Here is a 17,254-nt window from a genome sequence, read left to right as displayed (position 1 = left end):
AGTTTATCAAAAAATAATAACAAATAATGAGGTGTTTTAATGGCTCAAAATGAGCAAATGATTGCTGATATTTTAGAAATATTCAGACAAAAACCAACTTTTAAATATACAGTCGATCAAATTAGTAGAAAAAGACGTGGCCGTAATGCCGTTGAATTTAGCGATTTAGTCAAAACATTGACTTTCTTGGAAAATGAAAATAAGATTTTTTCAAATGATTTAGGTCAATTCCAACTGGTACAAGAAGACCGTTTAGTTGAAGGTGTCTTTCGTGCAAATGATAAAGGATTTGGATTTGTTCGAGTAGATGATGAAGATGAAGACGATATTTTTATCGCAAAACCCAATACTAATTTTGCATTAGACGGAGATACTGTTGAAGTCAAAATTATCAAGGGTGAAAATCCTTGGAACAATAAAGGACCAGAAGGCCAGGTTAATCAAATTCTTGAGCGTGGACTAAAAACAATGGTCGGCGAATTTATGCCATACAGTGATGTCATGGTTAATAAAACTGGTTTTTATGGCTATGTTAAAAGCAAAAATCGTAAATTGAGTGCTTATTCAGCATATATTTCTAAAACTGGAATTCATCCTCAAATGGGAGATATGGTTAAAGTAGAAATTACAGACTATCCTTCATCAGAGTTTCCAACTCGTATGTTAGGAAATGCGCTACTAACAATCGGTAACAAAAATGATCCAGGTGTTGATATTATGTCGTTAGTTTATGACAACGATATCAAAACGGATTTTGAAGAAGAATCATTAGAACAGTCAAATAAAATCCCTGATCATATTCAAAAAGGTGATATGGCAAATCGTCGTGATATTCGTGACCAAGCAATGGTAACCATTGATGGTGATGATTCAAAAGACTTTGACGATGCGGTAGTTGTTTGGAAAAAAGATAATGGGAATTACCATCTAGGGGTCCACATTGCCGACGTTAGCCACTATGTAACAGAAAATTCACCACTTGATAAAGAAGCATTTGAACGTGGAAACAGTACTTACTTGGTTGATCGTGTTATCCCAATGTTACCTTTCCGCCTATCAAATGGTATTTGCTCATTGAATCCAGATGAAGACCGTTTGGCTTTATCTTGTGATATGGAGCTAACACCTGATGGAGAACGTGTCGATTATGATATTTATGCTAGTGTCATCCGTTCACATGGTCGTTTGACTTATAATAATGTAAATGCTGTTTTAGATAACAATATGGCAGGATTAGAAGACAAATACCAACAATCTGAAGAAATGCTACATCAAATGTCAGACTTACACCATGCGCTATTTAACAAACGTCATCAACGTGGTGCAATCGATTTTGAAGAAAATGAAGCTAAAATCATCGTCGACCAAGATGGTCATGCTGTTGATATTCAATTGAGACAACGTGGTACAGCTGAAAAAATGATTGAGTCATTCATGTTGATGGCAAATGAAACCGTTGCTGAGCACTTCAATAAAAAACATGTACCGTTCTTATACCGTGTTCACGAAACACCAGAAGGTGAACGTGTAACGAACTTCTTTGAATTTATTTCAGCTTTTGGATTGAATATTAAAGCTGATCCAAATGATTTAGAGCCTAAAACATTACAAAAAATTCTAGCCAAAACACAAGGTACACCGGAAGAACCAGTTGTTCAAACAATGATGCTTAGAAGCTTGAAACAGGCTCGTTATAGTGAAGACCAATTAGGTCACTTTGGATTAGCTGCACCTTACTATACGCACTTCACTTCACCAATTCGTCGTTACCCTGACTTAATGGTGCATCGACTAATTCACCAATACATCGAAAAAGGTGCGACTGAAAAAGTAAAACAACACTTTGAATCAGAATTGCCTGTTATTGCAGAGCACTCATCACAACAAGAAAGAAAATCAGTTGACGCTGAACGTGCGGTTAATGACTTGAAGAAAACTGAGTACATGATTGACAAAGTTGGCGATAGTTTTGATGCTGTCATCAGTTCTGTTACAAGTTTCGGAATGTTTGTAGCGTTAGAAAACACAGTAGAAGGTCTTATTCACATTACTAACTTGAAAGATGACTTCTATTCATTTGATGAAAAACAGTTAACATTAGTAGGTAAAAAGACTAACCGTCAGTTCAAGATTGGACAGCCTATTAAAGTTACACTAATTCGTGCCGATCTTGAACAACGTCAAATTGACTTTGAAATTTATGATGAAAAAGTTGAACAAGAAAAGCGTCAAGTTAAACGTACTGATGGTAAAGCTGAAGTGGTTATGCCAAAAAGTGAAAAAGACGACAAAGATAACGGTCGTCGTAAAAAACGTCCATTCAAACGTCGTCGCAATGATCAGCGAGATAACCGTCAATCATCAGATAAACGTGGACAAAATAATCGTCAAGATTTTAAGAGAGCTAAAAAATCTAGATAATCATGGGGTGATAAACCGTGAAAAAACAACAAAATACAGATAACTTAATTGCACAAAATAGAAAAGCGAACCATAATTATTTTATTGATGAAACGGTTGAAGCTGGTTTGGTTTTAACTGGAACAGAGATTAAATCAATTCGTAATCGCCGTGTTAACATTAAAGATGGTTATGTTCGTATTCGAAGAGGCGAAGCTTGGTTAGAAAATGTTCATATTAGTGAATATAAAGAGGGTAACCAATTTAATCAAGAGCCTACTCGAAATCGAAAATTATTGTTGCATAAAAAGCAGATTGCTCATTTGCTGGGTATTCAACAAGAAAAAGGGCTAACGATTGTACCTTTAAAGGTTTACCTTAAGCGTGGATTTGCTAAAGTCTTGATTGGGGTAGGTCGAGGTAAGAAAAACTATGACAAGCGAGAAACAATTCGTCGTCGTGACCAAGAAAGAGATATGCAACGTTTATTGAAAGTAAGATAGTCGATTGTAACCAGACAATCGGCTTTTTTAGTACCCAAATAAAATTTTGATGAAAAATAAATGTATTTTTTAATCCTTAGCGTATATAATTAAACAATAAGACAAAACTTAAGGATGGTAAAAATATGGCTAATCATTTGGTGACGATTTGTAATCATATCAAGAGTGAATTAATAAAAGGATCACCCAAAATAACTGTGACATCAATTTGTAAACTAGCGAATGTGCATCGCTCAACGTTTTATCGCTACTTCAGTCGAGGACTAGAACAAGCGTATCTCCATATTTTTACTGAAGAAGTCAGAATGATTTTTAATAAGCAATCACAGCCTTTAGATATCAAGTTTAAGAATTTAGTCCTATTGTTGGATGCAGAAAAGTTACTATTTGCGCAATTAAAAACCAAAATTGCAATTGATTTACAGTTAGAGACTTTAAATCGCTTAATGGTCCATTTTTTAATTAAGCATAATTCACCAACCTTAAAGAGTAATCGAATGTATGAACTTGTTTCACGGTCAAATGCTTCAAGAATTATTCAATGGATGAGTTTAGATTTTAATGATAGCTATGAAAAAGTGATTTATGACTTAATTTTCTCACTGCGTCTTCTTGAACGATTCAACTAATAAAAAACCCTTATCTTGTAAATAAGATAAGGGTTTTTATTAGCATTAGTCTAAGTCAATAAAATGCTCAATGGCTTTAGCAACACCGTTATTTTTGTTAGTATCTGTAATGTATTTTGAAAGTTCCTTAATTTCTGGAACTGCATTTTCCATAGCGACAGGTAATCCGGCTGTACGAATCATTGATTCATCGTTGTAATTATCGCCAATTGCCATAACGTCTGAGATATCAACATTTTTTTCTTCAGCATAACGCGCTAGAGCAATTCCCTTTTGTGCATCTTTATGGTTAATTTCAATATTGTTAGGTGATGAAGAGGTAATGATTAAGTCATCTTTTTGTTCTAAAGTATGACGTAAATCTTTGAAGACATCTGGACCATTTTCATCAAAAACGACCATTTTCATGACTTTGAAAGAATCGTCGTTTAAAATTTTGTTATAATCATCAACGTAAAGGATATCCATTAGTTCAGCACGAGCTGAGGCTAGTGCGATTCCTGTTTTGAAATCAGTACCAGGGTTTAATGATACGATTAAGTCAGCAACGTTTTTGATACGACCAACGCGGCTATCTGAAACAAGGCCTTTGTTTGTGACAAGTTCAAAATAAAAGCCGTGTTCATTTAGTAAGGTCATTAAATCTTGTGTACGTTCTTTTTCAAGTGGAATTTCAACCGCAACATTGCCATCAGGGTCAAAAACCATTGCACCGTTTAAGGTAATGTAGCTTGCTTTCAAGCCAGCACCTTCAACTAGTGGGCGAGCTTCTGTTAAGCTACGTCCTGTAGCTACGATAAATTCAACGCCTTTTTCTTGTGCTTTTTTAATTGTTTGTGCATTTGTTTGTGATAATTCAAGTTTGTCATTCAATAATGTGCCATCCATATCGGACGCAATTAATTTAATCAAAAGAGCCACCTCCTAAAGTTATACTTAAATTTTAACATAAAATAATATTAATTAGTAAAGTAGGTTTAATAATGAAACAACTTATTGGAAATGATTGGGACAAAGTTTTAAAATCGAGCTTTGAATCGGAATCTTATCAAGAATTGAGAGAATTTTTGAAATCGGAATATAGTCAACAAACAGTTTATCCTGAAATGCATCATATTTATGAAGCATTTAAGTTAACACCGTTTGAAAAAACCAAAGTAGTTATTTTGGGACAAGATCCCTATCATAATCCTAATCAAGCTCACGGGTTAAGTTTTAGTGTATTGCCAGGCTCCAAACTACCACCATCCTTAAAAAATATTTATAAAGAATTAAACGATGATTTAGGAGTTAGTCCTGTTAACCATGGTTACTTAAAGTCTTGGGCTGATCAAGGTGTTTTGATGTTGAATGCAGTGTTAACTGTGCAATATCACCAACCTAATTCTCACGCTGGAAAAGGATGGGAACAAGTAACGGATGCTGCTATTAAAGCCTTAAGTGATCGAGGAAACGTGGTTTTTATTTTGTGGGGAGCTTATGCTCAGAAAAAAAGTAAGTTGATTGATTCGACAAAAAATGTCATGATTAAATCACCCCACCCAAGCCCATTGTCTGCTTATCGAGGATTTTTTGGTTCAAAACCATTCTCGCAGACTAATGAGGCTTTGAAACAATTCGGAGAAGCCCCGATTGATTGGCAACTTCCCGAAACCCCTTAAAAAAACCAAGGAGAATTTATTATGGATTTATTTAAATTATTCAAAGAAAAAATCACAGGAAAAAATATTAGTGTTGTTTTTCCAGAAGGAAATGATGGACGTATTTTAAGTGCGGCTGTTCGTTTGAAAGCTGATAACTTGTTAAACCCAGTTTTGCTAGGAAATAAAGCAGAAATTGAAAATAAAGCAGCTGAATTATCATTATCGCTTGAAGATCTTTCGATTTTAGACCCGCAGAATTATGAGGCGTTTGATGACATGGTTGAGGCGTTTTTGGAACGTCGCAAAGGCAAGGAAACACGCGAACAAGCTGAAGAATTGCTAAAGACGGTTAGCTATTTTGGGACAATGTTAGTCTACATGAATAAAGTAGATATCATGGTTTCTGGTGCGGTTCATTCGACTGCTGAAACAGTGCGTAGTGCCTTACAAATTGTTAAAACAAAACCTGGTATTAGCCGTATTAGTGGTGCTTTTATTATGCAAAAAGGCGATGAAAGATATATTTTTGCAGATAGCGCAATTAGTATTAATCCAACAGATAAAGAACTAGCAGAGGTTGCTGTTTTATCAGCTGAAACAGCTAAAATGGCAGGACTAGAACCTAAAGTAGGGATGCTAAGTTTTTCTACAAAAGGATCCGCAAATAGTGAAGAAGTTCAAAAAGTTCAACGTGCAACCAAAATCGCACAAGAAATGGCGCCAGAATTGGATATTGATGGTGAATTTCAATTTGATGCCGCTTTTGTGCCAGCCGTAGGTCAATCAAAAGCGAAAGGCTCAAAAGTTGCTGGACATGTTAATGTATTTGTTTTCCCAGAATTACAATCAGGAAACATTGGATACAAAATTGCACAACGTATGGGTGGTTATGAAGCAGTAGGTCCTATCTTGCAAGGCCTTAACCAACCAATTTCCGATTTATCCCGTGGGGCTAATGAAGAAGATGTTTACAAAACAGCGATTTTAACTGCTGCACAATCACTTTAAAGAGGTGAACATAATGCAATTTGTCACACAAGATGAAGCACAGACATTGAAGTTTGGACAGCAGTTGGGGGAACTTTTGACACCCAAGACGCTAATTTTACTAGATGGCGACTTGGGTGCTGGCAAAACCACCTTAACTAAGGGAATTGCTAGTGCACTAGGAATCAAGCGTCCGATCAAAAGCCCAACGTTTACTATTGTGCGCGAATATTTGAAGGGTAGATTACCGTTATTTCATATGGATATGTATCGTCTGGAAGATGGCGATATGAGTAGCATTGATTTGCAATCTTATTTTGATCAAGGCTCAGTCATCGTAATGGAATGGTCAGTCAATGTTTTAGATCAATTACCTGAAGACTATTTACGTATCAAAATTGAACGATTAGATAACGAGATTGAATCAACTAAACGTCAATTTACACTAGAAGCAGTTGGTAAAAAGAATAATCAGCTAATTGAAGAACTAAAAAAAACTAGTTTTGCAGGTTAAACCTGTTTAACTAGTTTTTTTAATGGGGGATTGCCAAATTGTTGATGTTGGTTGATTAAAATATTGGCACATGCCAGACTGTCAGCTAAAGCATTGTGATGATCTTTTAGTTCAATTTCAAGATAATCTGAAACAGTGTTCAGCTTATGATTCGGTAATTCTGGATAAAAGGTACGGCTAGTTTTGACCGTGTCTAAAGATAAAAAATTAGGAACTTCAAAATTGTATTTTTTAAGACAAGCTTTCAAGACACTATTATCAAAAGGGGCATTGTGTGCTACAGTCAACGAATTTTCTGCAAAAAGGGGTTTGATGTAAGGCCAAATTTCAGCAAATGTAGGAGCATCTTGTACCTGATCTTCCGTAATATTGTGGATTTGGACGTTGCGATAGTGAAACTTATCTTGCGGATTAATTAGTGAATAGAAAGAATCGACAATTTGGTTATTTCGAACCATGACAATCGCAAGCGAGCAGGCGCTGTTGCGTTTTTGGTTAGCGGTTTCAAAATCAAAAGCAATAAAGTTCATAGAAAACTCCTTTATTTTATAAATATGAATAACGTTTAATTTTAGTCTAGTCGTTTTTTTGGTAAAATGAATAAGAATAGCAAAGAGGTGTGAGAAGTATGACTATCAAAGAATTAAAAGAACAAGGTTTTTTAATTGACCAAAACATTTCACTGGATCAGTTTACATTTACTAAAACAGGTGGTCCAGCTGAATTTTTAGCATTTCCAAAAAATATAACACAAATCGAGCAGTTATTACAGGCTGGCAAGACTGAAAATTTACCAATCACAATCATAGGTAATGCAAGTAACCTTATCATTCGTGAAGGTGGCATCAAAGGTCTAGTCCTTATTTTGACGAAGATGAATAAAATTACAGTAGACAATTATCAGGTTACTGCACAAGCAGGTGCAAAAATCATTGAAACTTCTGAAACAGCTTATCAGCATAGTCTAAGCGGACTCGAGTTTGCAGCAGGCATTCCAGGTAGTGTTGGAGGTGCGGTCTTTATGAACGCAGGTGCTTATGGTGGTGAAATCAAAGATGTATTAAAAACAGTAACTGTTTTGACACGTCAAGGTGAACTTAAGACCTATCAAAATGCAGACTTGCATTTTTCATATCGCCATAGTCTACTACAAGATAATGAAGATATCGTGCTAGAGGCAACTTTTGAACTCCAAAAAGATGAAGCATCAAAAATTAGAGCAATGATGGATGATTTCAATGAACGTCGTTCAAGTAAACAACCCCTAGAGTATCCTTCTTGCGGAAGTGTTTTCAAAAGACCAGCTGGTCATTTTACAGGGCCATTAATCATTGAAGCTGGACTTCAGGGTAAAATTATTGGAGGCGCACAGATTTCAACAAAACATGCGGGTTTTATTGTGAATATTAACCACGCAACAGCAACCGATTATCTTGATTTAATTGAATTAGTTCAAAAAACAATTTGGGAAAAGAACCAAATTAAGTTAGTGCCAGAAGTTAGAATTATTGGTGAAAGAGCCAAGTAAGGAGATTGCGATGGCAACTATTATAGAAATGAAAAATGTTTCAAAACGATATGATGATGGTTTTGAAGCCTTAACCAATCTTAATTTAAAAATTGAAAGTGGCAAATTCTATTCGATTTTAGGACCTTCAGGTTCAGGTAAAACAACAGTTTTACGAATTATTGCAGGATTTAGTGATATTACGAGTGGTGCGTTATATTTTGATAATCAAGATATTACACATTTGCCTGCTAATCAGCGTAAAGTTAACACGGTGTTTCAAGATTATGCGCTTTTTCCACATTTAAATGTTTTTGACAACATTGCTTTTGGGTTGAAGCTTAAAAAACGTCCTAAAGACGAAATTAAGCAAAAGGTAGCGAATGCGCTAGAAAAAGTGAGACTGCCTAATCATGCTGATCGAGAAATTTCTGAGTTAAGTGGTGGGCAAAAGCAACGTATTGCAATTGCACGTGCTATTGTTAATGAACCTAAGGTGCTATTGCTTGATGAATCGCTATCTGCCTTAGATAAAAAACTACGAAAAGATATGCAATATCAGTTGCGCCGTCTCCAAAAAGATTTGGGCATTACGTTTATTTTTGTGACGCATGATCAGGAAGAGGCGTTAGCTTTAAGTGATGAAATTTTTATTATGAATGAAGGTAAGTTAGTCCAAAATGGAACAGCTACTGACATTTATGACGAACCAATCAATCGCTTTGTTGCTGAATTTATTGGAGAGTCTAATATTGTTGATGGTGTCATGAAGGCGGATTATTCTGTTGAATTTGTTGGGAAGACATTTGACTGTGTTGATGCAGGGATGCAACAAAATGAACCTGTGCATGTTGTATTGAGACCAGAAGATCTTGATATTACTTCTGTTGATGAAGGTAAGTTAACTGTAACAATCAGTTCACAGATGTTTTTAGGTAATCATTTTGAAGTTAATGCTATTGATGAAGATAATAATCAGTGGGTTATTCATGCCACAAATTCTGTTTCAGTAGGACAAAAAGTCGGTGTATATTTTGACCCAGAAGATATTCATGTTATGAGAATAGGGGAATCACAAACCGACTTTCATAATCGAATCGAAGAATATGGAGAGTAGCTATGAAACTAAGAAAAAATCTTTTTATGCTGCCTTATTTATTTTGGTTGATTTTGTTTGTAATCTTGCCACTGATTTTAATTATTGTACAGTCTTTGTTTGGAACAGACGGCAAATTAACACTTGCTAATTTCGCTGAATTCTTTACAAGTGGGACGTACTTGTCTATGACATTGAACTCGTTTATCTATGCTTTGATTGTGACAGTAATCACATTAGTTATCAGTTATCCTGTGGCTTATATTTTAACTAAATTAAAACATTCGCAGTTTTTCTTGTTGCTAATTATTTTGCCAACTTGGATTAATGTGTTGTTAAAGGCCTATGCGTTTATTGGATTATTCAGTCAAAGTGGTTGGGTTAACCAATTTTTAGGTATTTTTGGTATCGGTCCAGCACAGCTACTGTTTACAGATTTTGCCTTTATTTTTGTGGCATCATATATTGAAATTCCATTTATGATTTTGCCTATTTTCAACTCACTAAAAACTATTAATGGTGAATACATACATGCTGCTAATGACCTAGGTGCAACGCGATTTCAAACGTTTACTAAAGTAATTTGGCCATTGAGTTTAGATGGTGTTAAATCAGGTATCCAATCTATCTTCATTCCGACTTTATCATTGTTTATGATTACACGATTAATTGGTGGGAATCGAGTAATCACTTTAGGAACGGCTATTGAGCAACATTTCTTAACCACAATGAACTGGGGTATGGGGTCAACTATCGGTGTAATATTAATGATTATTATGATTGCATCAATGAAACTAACGAATGGATCGAAGTAGGAGGAGTATGGCACATGAAGAAAAAATCGAAATTTGAACTTATTTATTTAACATTAGTCATGGTTGTTTTATACTTTCCTATTTTTTATTTGATTTACTTCTCTTTTTCAAGTGGTGATTCGATGAATTATTTTGAAAGTTTTACGTTTGATCACTATCAAGCACTTTTGAATGATCCAAGATTAATCCGTATCGTATTAGATACAATCTTGTTAGCTCTTTTAGCCAGTTTGTTTGCAACAGTGATTGGGACTTTAGGCGCACTTTATATTCATCAAGTCAAAAAAAGAGCAGTGAGAAATGGTTTGTTGTCATTAAATAATATTTTACTAGTTTCACCTGATGTTATTATAGGGGCTAGTTTCTTGATATTATTTACATTTGCTGGGTTTAGCTTAGGATTTTATTCAGTATTATTGAGTCACATTGCTTTTTGTGTACCAATTGTTGTTCTAATGGTACTCCCCAAGCTAAAAGAAATTAATCCGACACTAATTGATGCGGCTTATGATTTAGGTGCCAGCAAATATAAGGTGCTTTCAGCTATTATTTTGCCTTTAATTACACCGGGTATTCTTTCTGGGTTTTTTATGGCATTAACTTATTCGTTAGATGATTTTGCTGTGACGTTCTTCTTAACGGGTCAAGGATTCACAACTTTATCCGTTGAAATTTTCTCAAGAGCTCGCCGTGGCATTAGTTTAGAAATTAATGCGCTAAGTACATTGATGTTTCTATTTTCACTATTGTTAGTAATTGGTTATTATTTCCTTAGCCAATACAGCCAAAATCGCAAGATTAATAGTCAAAAGAAGAGGGTGACAAAATGAAAAAATTAGCACTGCTGAGTGGCGTGATTTTGGGATTTTGTCTCCTTCTTGGACTAGGGTCAAGTGCTTTGAATGAAACACCAAAGGAGTCAGGAAAAGTATTAAACTTATATAACTGGGGAGACTATATTGATCCCTCGTTGATATCTGAATTTGAGAGTGAAACAGGCTATCACGTCGTATATGAGACATTTGATAGTAATGAATCGATGTATACTAAGTTAAAACAAGGGTCTAATCATTACGATCTAACAATTCCATCTGATTACATGGTTGAGAAGATGAAAAAGGATGGTCTTTTACAGTCAATTGATAAAAGTAAGCTTAATTTTTTAAATGAGATGGATTCAAGTATCATGGGATTATCTTATGACAGTCAAAATAATTATTCGATTCCTTATTTTTATGGCACGTTAGGTATCGTCTATAATGATCAGTACGTTGATGGTGCCAAGTTACAGTCATTTAACGATTTGTGGCGGGTAGATTATCGTCATAGCATGATGCTGGTTGATAGTGCCCGTGACGTGATGGGGCTGTCTTTAATTTCTGATGGTCACAGCTTAAATACAACTGACAATAGTCTTTTAAAACAAGCTAAAGAAAAGTTGGATAAACTAGCACCCAATGTCAAAGCAATCGTGGCCGATGAAATGAAGATGTACATGATTCAAAATGAAGCAGCTATTGGTGTGACTTGGTCTGGTGAAGCAGCAGAAATGTTGAAGAATAATGAGCATTTGCATTATGTGATTCCAAAAGAAGGTAGTAATCTTTGGGTTGATAATTTTGTGATTCCAAAATCAGCTCAACATCCAGATGCTGCGTATGCCTTTATGAACTTTATGATGAGACCTGAAAACGCTGCTAAAAATTCGGTTTACTTGGGTTATTCAACACCTAATGTGTTGGCTAAACAAGAATTAGAAAAAACACAAGATCCAGTGTTGGCTTTTTATCCAACAGCTGACCAGATGAAGCACTTGGAAGTATTTAAAGATTTAGGCCAAGAGGCTGTACAAACTTACAATGATTTATTTTTAGAGTTTAAAATGTACCGTAATTAAAAAAGCGGCTAAAAGCGTGATATAATACGTTTAGTAATGGAGGGATTTTTGTGAGTTTAGATTGGGGTAATATTATTACCTTGCACAATTTTTTAAGCGTAGTTGATATTTTTATTGTTTGGTACGTTTTGTATCGACTAATTACGCTAGTTAAAGGCACAAAAGCGGTTCAATTAGTTAAAGGGTTGGCTGTTATTGTAGTTGTGCAAATCGCAAGTTCAATTTTAAAATTGGACACGGTTAACTACATTGTTAATCAAATTATGGTTTGGGGAGTTATTGGAATTATCATCATTTTCCAGCCTGAAATCAGACGCGGACTAGAGCATATTGGTCGCACACCCATTTTAGGGTCTCGTTCGCAAATGGCTCAAAAGACAGGTGAAAAATTTGTTAAAGAGCTAGATAAATCAATTCAATACATGTCTAAAAGACGTATTGGGGCATTGATTAGTATCCAGCAGAATACAGGACTTGATGATTACATTGAGACTGGAATTCCATTGGATGCTGATATTACAGGAGAATTGTTGATTAATATCTTCATTCCAAATACACCGCTTCATGATGGTGCAGTTATTGTAAAAGACGGTAAGCTTGCTGTTGCAGCCGCTTATTTACCACTTTCAGATAGCAACATTATTCCTAAAAAATTAGGAACCAGACACCGTGCAGCAGTTGGTATTTCAGAAGTGACAGATGCTATTACTATTGTTGTTTCTGAAGAAACAGGTGGGGTAACCATTACGAGAAATAGTCAGTTAATGGTTGACTTAACTCGTGAAGATTATTTGAAATATCTAACAGCCCAGTTTGTTCCTGAAGCAGATATTAAGACATCTTGGTGGGATCGTGTCATTGATCGTTTTTGGAAATGGGGGTCAAATAAATAATGCGTAAATTTCTAAACAGACCAATTATTTATAAGATTTTAGCATTGTTATTTGCTGTGGGCCTTTATTTTTATGTTCACGATAATAACCTCGGTATTTCAAAAAATAGTACCGAAAATTCTCAAGTTGCTAGCACAATGCGTTCAGCTAGCGTACCACTACAACTTGAATTTGATTCTGATAAATACTTTGTTACGGGATACCCCGAAAAAGTTAATATTGATTTAGACGGTCCAGCAGCTGTTGTAACGGTTCTACTAAACAACAATAACTTCAAGGTTTTTGCAGATTTAAGTTCATTAGGTGTGGGAACACATCAGGTGAAATTGCAACAATCAGGTATTAATAACCAAATCACGACAAAAATCTCGCCTGAAACGATTACAGTTAATATTCAGCCAAGAGGTGCGGTAACTTTACCAATTCAACCAACATTTAACAAAGCAAGTATTGCATCAGGTTATAATGTAGGAATTCCACAACTTTCACCAGACACAGTTAGTGTGACAGGGCCACAATCTGAAATTGCTAAGATTTCACGAATTGAAGCGCACTTGAATCTAACACCAAATACGAAGGAAACGGTTGAACAACAAGTGATGTTACAAGCGCTTGATGCTAGTGGCAACCAAGTTAATGTCGTATTAAATCCAGAAACAACACATGTTCAATTGCCAGTTACTTTACCAAGTAAAGAAGTTAACTTGAAATTTAATTTGAAAAACCAATCTGATAAACTGAACTACGAGGTAACTTCAAATACTCAAAAAGTTAAAGTTTTTGGACCACAATCAGCGTTAGATGATTTGGATGAACTTAACGTTTCGGTAGATGTCGCTAATGTTAAAGATGTGACAGAGCAAGATTTGAAAATTGAATTACCGACAGGTATCATGGGAGTAACTCCAGATACCACTCATATTAAAATAAAATCAACAAATAAAGAATCATAATTAAATGCCTAAGCATTTAAAACAAGAAAGGTTGTTAATCAATGACTAAATATTTTGGAACAGATGGTGTACGAGGTGTAGCTAATAAAGAACTAACACCCGAACTAGCGTTTAAATTGGGAAGAGCCGGCGGTTATGTTTTAACAAAACATAAAGCTGAGGGGACAGAACGTCCAAAAGTTTTAGTAGGACGTGACACTAGAATTTCAGGAGAAATGCTACAGTATGCCTTGATTTCAGGTCTTTTATCTGTTGGAATTGAAGTTTTAGAGTTAGGTGTTGTGACAACACCAGCTGTAGCTTATCTTGTGAAAGTTCAAGGCGCAGATGCTGGAATCATGATTTCTGCTTCTCACAATCCAGCCCAAGATAATGGTATTAAATTCTTTGGTGGTGACGGTTACAAGTTGTCAGACGATACAGAAGCTGAAATTGAAGAATACTTAGATAATCCTGTAGATGACCTACCAAGACCATCTGCAGAAAAATTAGGTCATCTAGAAGATTATCCTGAAGGTGCTGCTAAGTACTTGCAATTTATTGAACAAACTATTCCAGAAGACTTAGATGGTCTAAAAGTGGTTGTTGATGGTGCCAATGGGTCAACAAGTGCCTTAGTTAACCGTTTGTTCGCTGATGTTGATGCTGATTTTGTAGCAATTAATGCTAGCCCTGATGGAATTAACATTAATAAGAATGCCGGATCAACACATCCAGAACTGCTAAAAGAAGCTGTTTTAGAAAATAAAGCACAAGCTGGATTAGCTTTTGATGGTGATGGCGATCGTTGTATTGCGGTTGACGAAAACGGTGATTTAGTAGATGGTGACAAAATCATGTACATTATTGCTGCATTTATGAAAGAACGCGGCCGCCTTAAAAAAGACACTGTCGTAACAACAGTAATGAGTAATATTGGTTTATATAAAGCTTTTGATGAATTAGGCATTGATTATGTTAAAACTGCTGTAGGTGACCGTCATGTTGTTGAAGAAATTAGAGAGCATGGCTATAACATCGGTGGTGAACAATCAGGTCACGTTGTCTTGTTTGATTACCACAACACAGGTGACGGGATGTTAACTGGACTACAATTACTTTATGTGATGAAAGCAACTGGTAAGAGTCTAAGTGAATTAGCTGCTCCAGTAAAAATCTACCCACAAAAACTAGTTAACGTTAAAGTTAAAGACAAAAATGCGTGGAAAGACAACGACAAAATTCAAGCGATTATTGCTGAAGTTGAATCAGAAATGGGTTCAAATGGTCGTGTTCTTGTTCGCCCTAGTGGAACAGAATCTTTACTACGAGTAATGGCAGAAGCACCAACAGAAGAACTAGTACATAGTTATGTTGATCGAATTGTAGACGTTGTTGAAGATCAAATTGGATTATAAAAAAAAGAACTAGCTAAATGCTAGTTCTTTTTTTGTTTAAATTTTATTTAATCTATACCAATTCAGAAATAAGTTGTTGACTTTTAATTATACAATAACTAAAATTGTTACTGTAACGTACTTTTAACAAGTATTAATAATAAAAACTACTGGTATAATTGATATATACCAATTTATAGAGGAGTTCAATAGTATGTGTGGAATCGTGGGAGTCGTTGGGAATGAAAACGCCACAGACATTTTAGTTAATGGCTTAACTAAATTAGAATACCGAGGCTATGATTCAGCTGGTATTTATGTTAATAATCAAAATAATCAAGATTTTCTAGTTAAAGCAACTGGAAAAATTAAAGAATTAAAAGACAAAATTACACCCGAAGTAAAAGGTTCTATTGGAATTGGGCATACTCGTTGGGCTACTCATGGTATTCCAACTATTGAAAATGCACACCCACATTTATCAAATGATAATCGTTTTTACTTAGTGCATAATGGTGTGATTAATAATTATCAAGAATTAAAAGATGACTACTTGGCTGATGTGAAGTTTCGTAGTCAAACAGATACTGAAGTTGTTGTCCAATTAGTAGACCGCTTTGTTGTTGACGAAGGTTTAGATACCTTTACAGCATTTCAAAAAGTACTTCACTTAATTGATGGTTCATATGCATTTTTATTAGTGGACCGTGAAAACCCAGAAACATTATATGTTGCTAAAAGAAAAAGTCCACTACTACTTGGGCTTGCACAAGGCTATAATGTGGTAACAAGTGATGCGATGGCAATGCTTGATCAAACAAAAGATTTCGTTGAATTAAACGATGGCGAAATTGTTATTTTAACTAAAGATGATTACCGTATTTTTGACGAAAATAATCAAGAAGTTAAACGTGATTCGTACCACTTATCAGTTGATTCAGAAGCTGTTTCAAAAGGGACATACCCACACTTTATGTTGAAGGAAATTGATGAACAACCTTCTGTAATGAGAAGAATTAGTCAAGAATACTTTTCTTCAAAAGGTGAAGTAGAAGTGGATGAAAATATTGTGAACAGCATTTTAGATAGTGACCGCATCTACATTGTTGCTGCAGGGACAAGTTATCATGCTGGATTAGTTGGACAAAAGATTCTTGAAAAACTAGCAGGTATTCCAGTAGAAGTTCATGTTGCTAGTGAGTTCGGTTACTATCCACCGATTTTATCTAAGAAACCATTCTTCATCTTCTTATCTCAATCTGGTGAAACTGCTGACAGTCGCCAAGTGCTATCTGAAGTTAACAAAAAAGGTTATCCAAGTCTAACAATCACGAACGTTGACCGTTCAACTTTATCTCGTGAAGCAACTTATACAATGTTACTTCACGCAGGTCCTGAAATCTCAGTAGCTTCTACTAAAGCTTATACGGCTCAAATTGCTGTGCAAGCTGTTCTAGCTAAAGCACTTAGTGAAAAGTCTAACTACGCAAGTGGTAAGCAATTTGACTTGCAAACACAATTGGCATTAGTAGCTAATGGGATGCAAGAAATTGTAGACGAAAAACAATTATTAGATGATATGAGTCGTCGTATTTTGACAGATGCAGATAATGCCTTTTATATTGGACGTGGAATCGATTACAATGTGGCACTTGAAGCGGCATTGAAGTTAAAAGAAATTTCATACATTCATACCGAAGGTTTTGCAGCTGGTGAATTGAAACACGGTACAATCGCTTTAATTGAAGAAGGAACACCAGTTATTGGATTTATCACAGATAAATTAAGCGCTGGTCATACTAGAAGTAATCTTCAAGAAGTGTTATCTCGTGGAGCAGAAGTATTTACAATCTCTATGAAGCGCGTTGCAAATGAAAACGACGGAATCGTTTTACCTGATGTAGATGAACTATTAACACCGTTATTAAGTGTTATTCCTGCACAGCTAATTGCTTACTATACAAGTTTGAATCGTGGTCATGATGTTGATCAACCACGTAACTTAGCAAAATCAGTAACTGTTGAATAAAACAAAAAAAGC

The 17,254-nt window shown here is 35.3% G+C and carries 17 protein-coding genes; 15 read left to right on the top strand and 2 right to left on the bottom strand.

The genetic code is table 11. The features are described 5' to 3' along the window. The first annotated feature begins 39 nt into the window (after positions 1 to 39). From rnr to JNUCC72_RS03865, 3 genes are all read left to right on the top strand, one after another. Entirely contained in the window at positions 40 to 2,421 is a 2,382-nt protein-coding gene (gene rnr, locus JNUCC72_RS03875) for a ribonuclease R (RefSeq protein ID WP_454143080.1), read from the top strand. A gap of 17 nt (positions 2,422 to 2,438) precedes the next feature. Next, a complete protein-coding gene (gene smpB, locus JNUCC72_RS03870; RefSeq protein WP_454143078.1) occupies positions 2,439 to 2,903 on the top strand; it encodes an SsrA-binding protein SmpB in 465 nt (154 codons plus the stop codon). Between the two features lie 125 nt (positions 2,904 to 3,028). Further along, on the top strand, positions 3,029 to 3,532 hold the full coding sequence (locus tag JNUCC72_RS03865; protein WP_454143076.1) for a hypothetical protein: 504 nt from the start codon (positions 3,029 to 3,031) through the stop codon (positions 3,530 to 3,532). A 45-nt stretch (positions 3,533 to 3,577) separates the two neighbouring features. On the opposite strand, the gene JNUCC72_RS03860 is transcribed toward JNUCC72_RS03865, so the two are convergent. Then, positions 3,578 to 4,444: a Cof-type HAD-IIB family hydrolase gene (locus tag JNUCC72_RS03860; protein ID WP_454143074.1), complete on the bottom strand. Its 867-nt coding sequence runs from the start codon at positions 4,442 to 4,444 to the stop codon at positions 3,578 to 3,580. A 71-nt stretch (positions 4,445 to 4,515) separates the two neighbouring features. Here JNUCC72_RS03860 and JNUCC72_RS03855 point away from each other — a divergent pair, with 71 nt between their 5' ends. The 3 genes from JNUCC72_RS03855 to tsaE are packed head-to-tail and all read left to right on the top strand — an operon-like array spanning position 4,516 to position 6,676. Then, on the top strand, positions 4,516 to 5,193 hold the full coding sequence (locus tag JNUCC72_RS03855) for a uracil-DNA glycosylase (protein WP_454143072.1): 678 nt from the start codon (positions 4,516 to 4,518) through the stop codon (positions 5,191 to 5,193). 21 nt (positions 5,194 to 5,214) lie between these two features. Then, positions 5,215 to 6,183, top strand: coding sequence for a phosphate acetyltransferase (pta, locus tag JNUCC72_RS03850; RefSeq protein ID WP_454143070.1), 969 nt, complete (start codon positions 5,215 to 5,217; stop codon positions 6,181 to 6,183). Positions 6,184 to 6,196: 13 nt separating this feature from the next. Beyond that, positions 6,197 to 6,676 carry a tRNA (adenosine(37)-N6)-threonylcarbamoyltransferase complex ATPase subunit type 1 TsaE gene (gene tsaE / locus JNUCC72_RS03845; protein ID WP_454143068.1) on the top strand — a complete coding sequence of 160 codons (480 nt, stop codon included), beginning with the start codon at positions 6,197 to 6,199 and terminating at the stop codon, positions 6,674 to 6,676. Here tsaE and JNUCC72_RS03840 read toward each other — a convergent pair. Continuing rightward, positions 6,673 to 7,206: a 3'-5' exonuclease gene (locus JNUCC72_RS03840; protein ID WP_454143066.1), complete on the bottom strand. Its 534-nt coding sequence runs from the start codon at positions 7,204 to 7,206 to the stop codon at positions 6,673 to 6,675. The genes tsaE and JNUCC72_RS03840 overlap by 4 nt on opposite strands. Positions 7,207 to 7,304: 98 nt before the next feature. On the opposite strand from JNUCC72_RS03840, the gene murB reads away from it, so the two are divergent. The 9 genes from murB to glmS all read left to right on the top strand — a co-directional run bounded on the left by murB (position 7,305) and on the right by glmS (position 17,242). Next, positions 7,305 to 8,204, top strand: a complete 900-nt coding sequence (gene murB / locus JNUCC72_RS03835) for a UDP-N-acetylmuramate dehydrogenase (RefSeq protein ID WP_454143064.1) — start codon at positions 7,305 to 7,307, stop codon at positions 8,202 to 8,204. 10 nt (positions 8,205 to 8,214) lie between these two features. Further along, entirely contained in the window at positions 8,215 to 9,300 is a 1,086-nt protein-coding gene (locus JNUCC72_RS03830; RefSeq protein ID WP_454143062.1) for an ABC transporter ATP-binding protein, read from the top strand. 2 nt (positions 9,301 to 9,302) lie between these two features. Next, positions 9,303 to 10,094 carry an ABC transporter permease gene (locus JNUCC72_RS03825; RefSeq protein WP_454143060.1) on the top strand — a complete coding sequence of 264 codons (792 nt, stop codon included), beginning with the start codon at positions 9,303 to 9,305 and terminating at the stop codon, positions 10,092 to 10,094. Positions 10,095 to 10,108: 14 nt separating this feature from the next. Then, positions 10,109 to 10,924 carry an ABC transporter permease gene (locus tag JNUCC72_RS03820; RefSeq protein ID WP_454143058.1) on the top strand — a complete coding sequence of 272 codons (816 nt, stop codon included), beginning with the start codon at positions 10,109 to 10,111 and terminating at the stop codon, positions 10,922 to 10,924. Next, positions 10,921 to 11,991 carry an ABC transporter substrate-binding protein gene (locus JNUCC72_RS03815; RefSeq protein WP_454143056.1) on the top strand — a complete coding sequence of 357 codons (1,071 nt, stop codon included), beginning with the start codon at positions 10,921 to 10,923 and terminating at the stop codon, positions 11,989 to 11,991. The genes JNUCC72_RS03820 and JNUCC72_RS03815 overlap by 4 nt, the downstream gene beginning before the upstream one ends. 50 nt (positions 11,992 to 12,041) lie before the next feature. Next, the gene (gene cdaA, locus JNUCC72_RS03810; protein ID WP_454143054.1) at positions 12,042 to 12,884 is read left to right on the top strand and encodes a diadenylate cyclase CdaA; all 843 of its coding nucleotides are present in this window, start codon (positions 12,042 to 12,044) and stop codon (positions 12,882 to 12,884) included. Continuing rightward, a complete protein-coding gene (locus tag JNUCC72_RS03805; RefSeq protein WP_454143052.1) occupies positions 12,884 to 13,837 on the top strand; it encodes a CdaR family protein in 954 nt (317 codons plus the stop codon). The genes cdaA and JNUCC72_RS03805 overlap by 1 nt, the downstream gene beginning before the upstream one ends. A gap of 41 nt (positions 13,838 to 13,878) precedes the next feature. Then, positions 13,879 to 15,234: a phosphoglucosamine mutase gene (gene glmM / locus JNUCC72_RS03800; protein ID WP_454143050.1), complete on the top strand. Its 1,356-nt coding sequence runs from the start codon at positions 13,879 to 13,881 to the stop codon at positions 15,232 to 15,234. Between the two features lie 193 nt (positions 15,235 to 15,427). After that, the gene (glmS, locus tag JNUCC72_RS03795; RefSeq protein ID WP_454143048.1) at positions 15,428 to 17,242 is read left to right on the top strand and encodes a glutamine--fructose-6-phosphate transaminase (isomerizing); all 1,815 of its coding nucleotides are present in this window, start codon (positions 15,428 to 15,430) and stop codon (positions 17,240 to 17,242) included. Positions 17,243 to 17,254: the final 12 nt, after the last annotated feature.

Source organism: Holzapfeliella sp. JNUCC 72 (genome assembly GCF_053668685.1).
The sequence above is the reverse complement of the archived record's forward strand: the minus strand, read 5'-3'. Positions and strand labels throughout refer to the sequence as shown.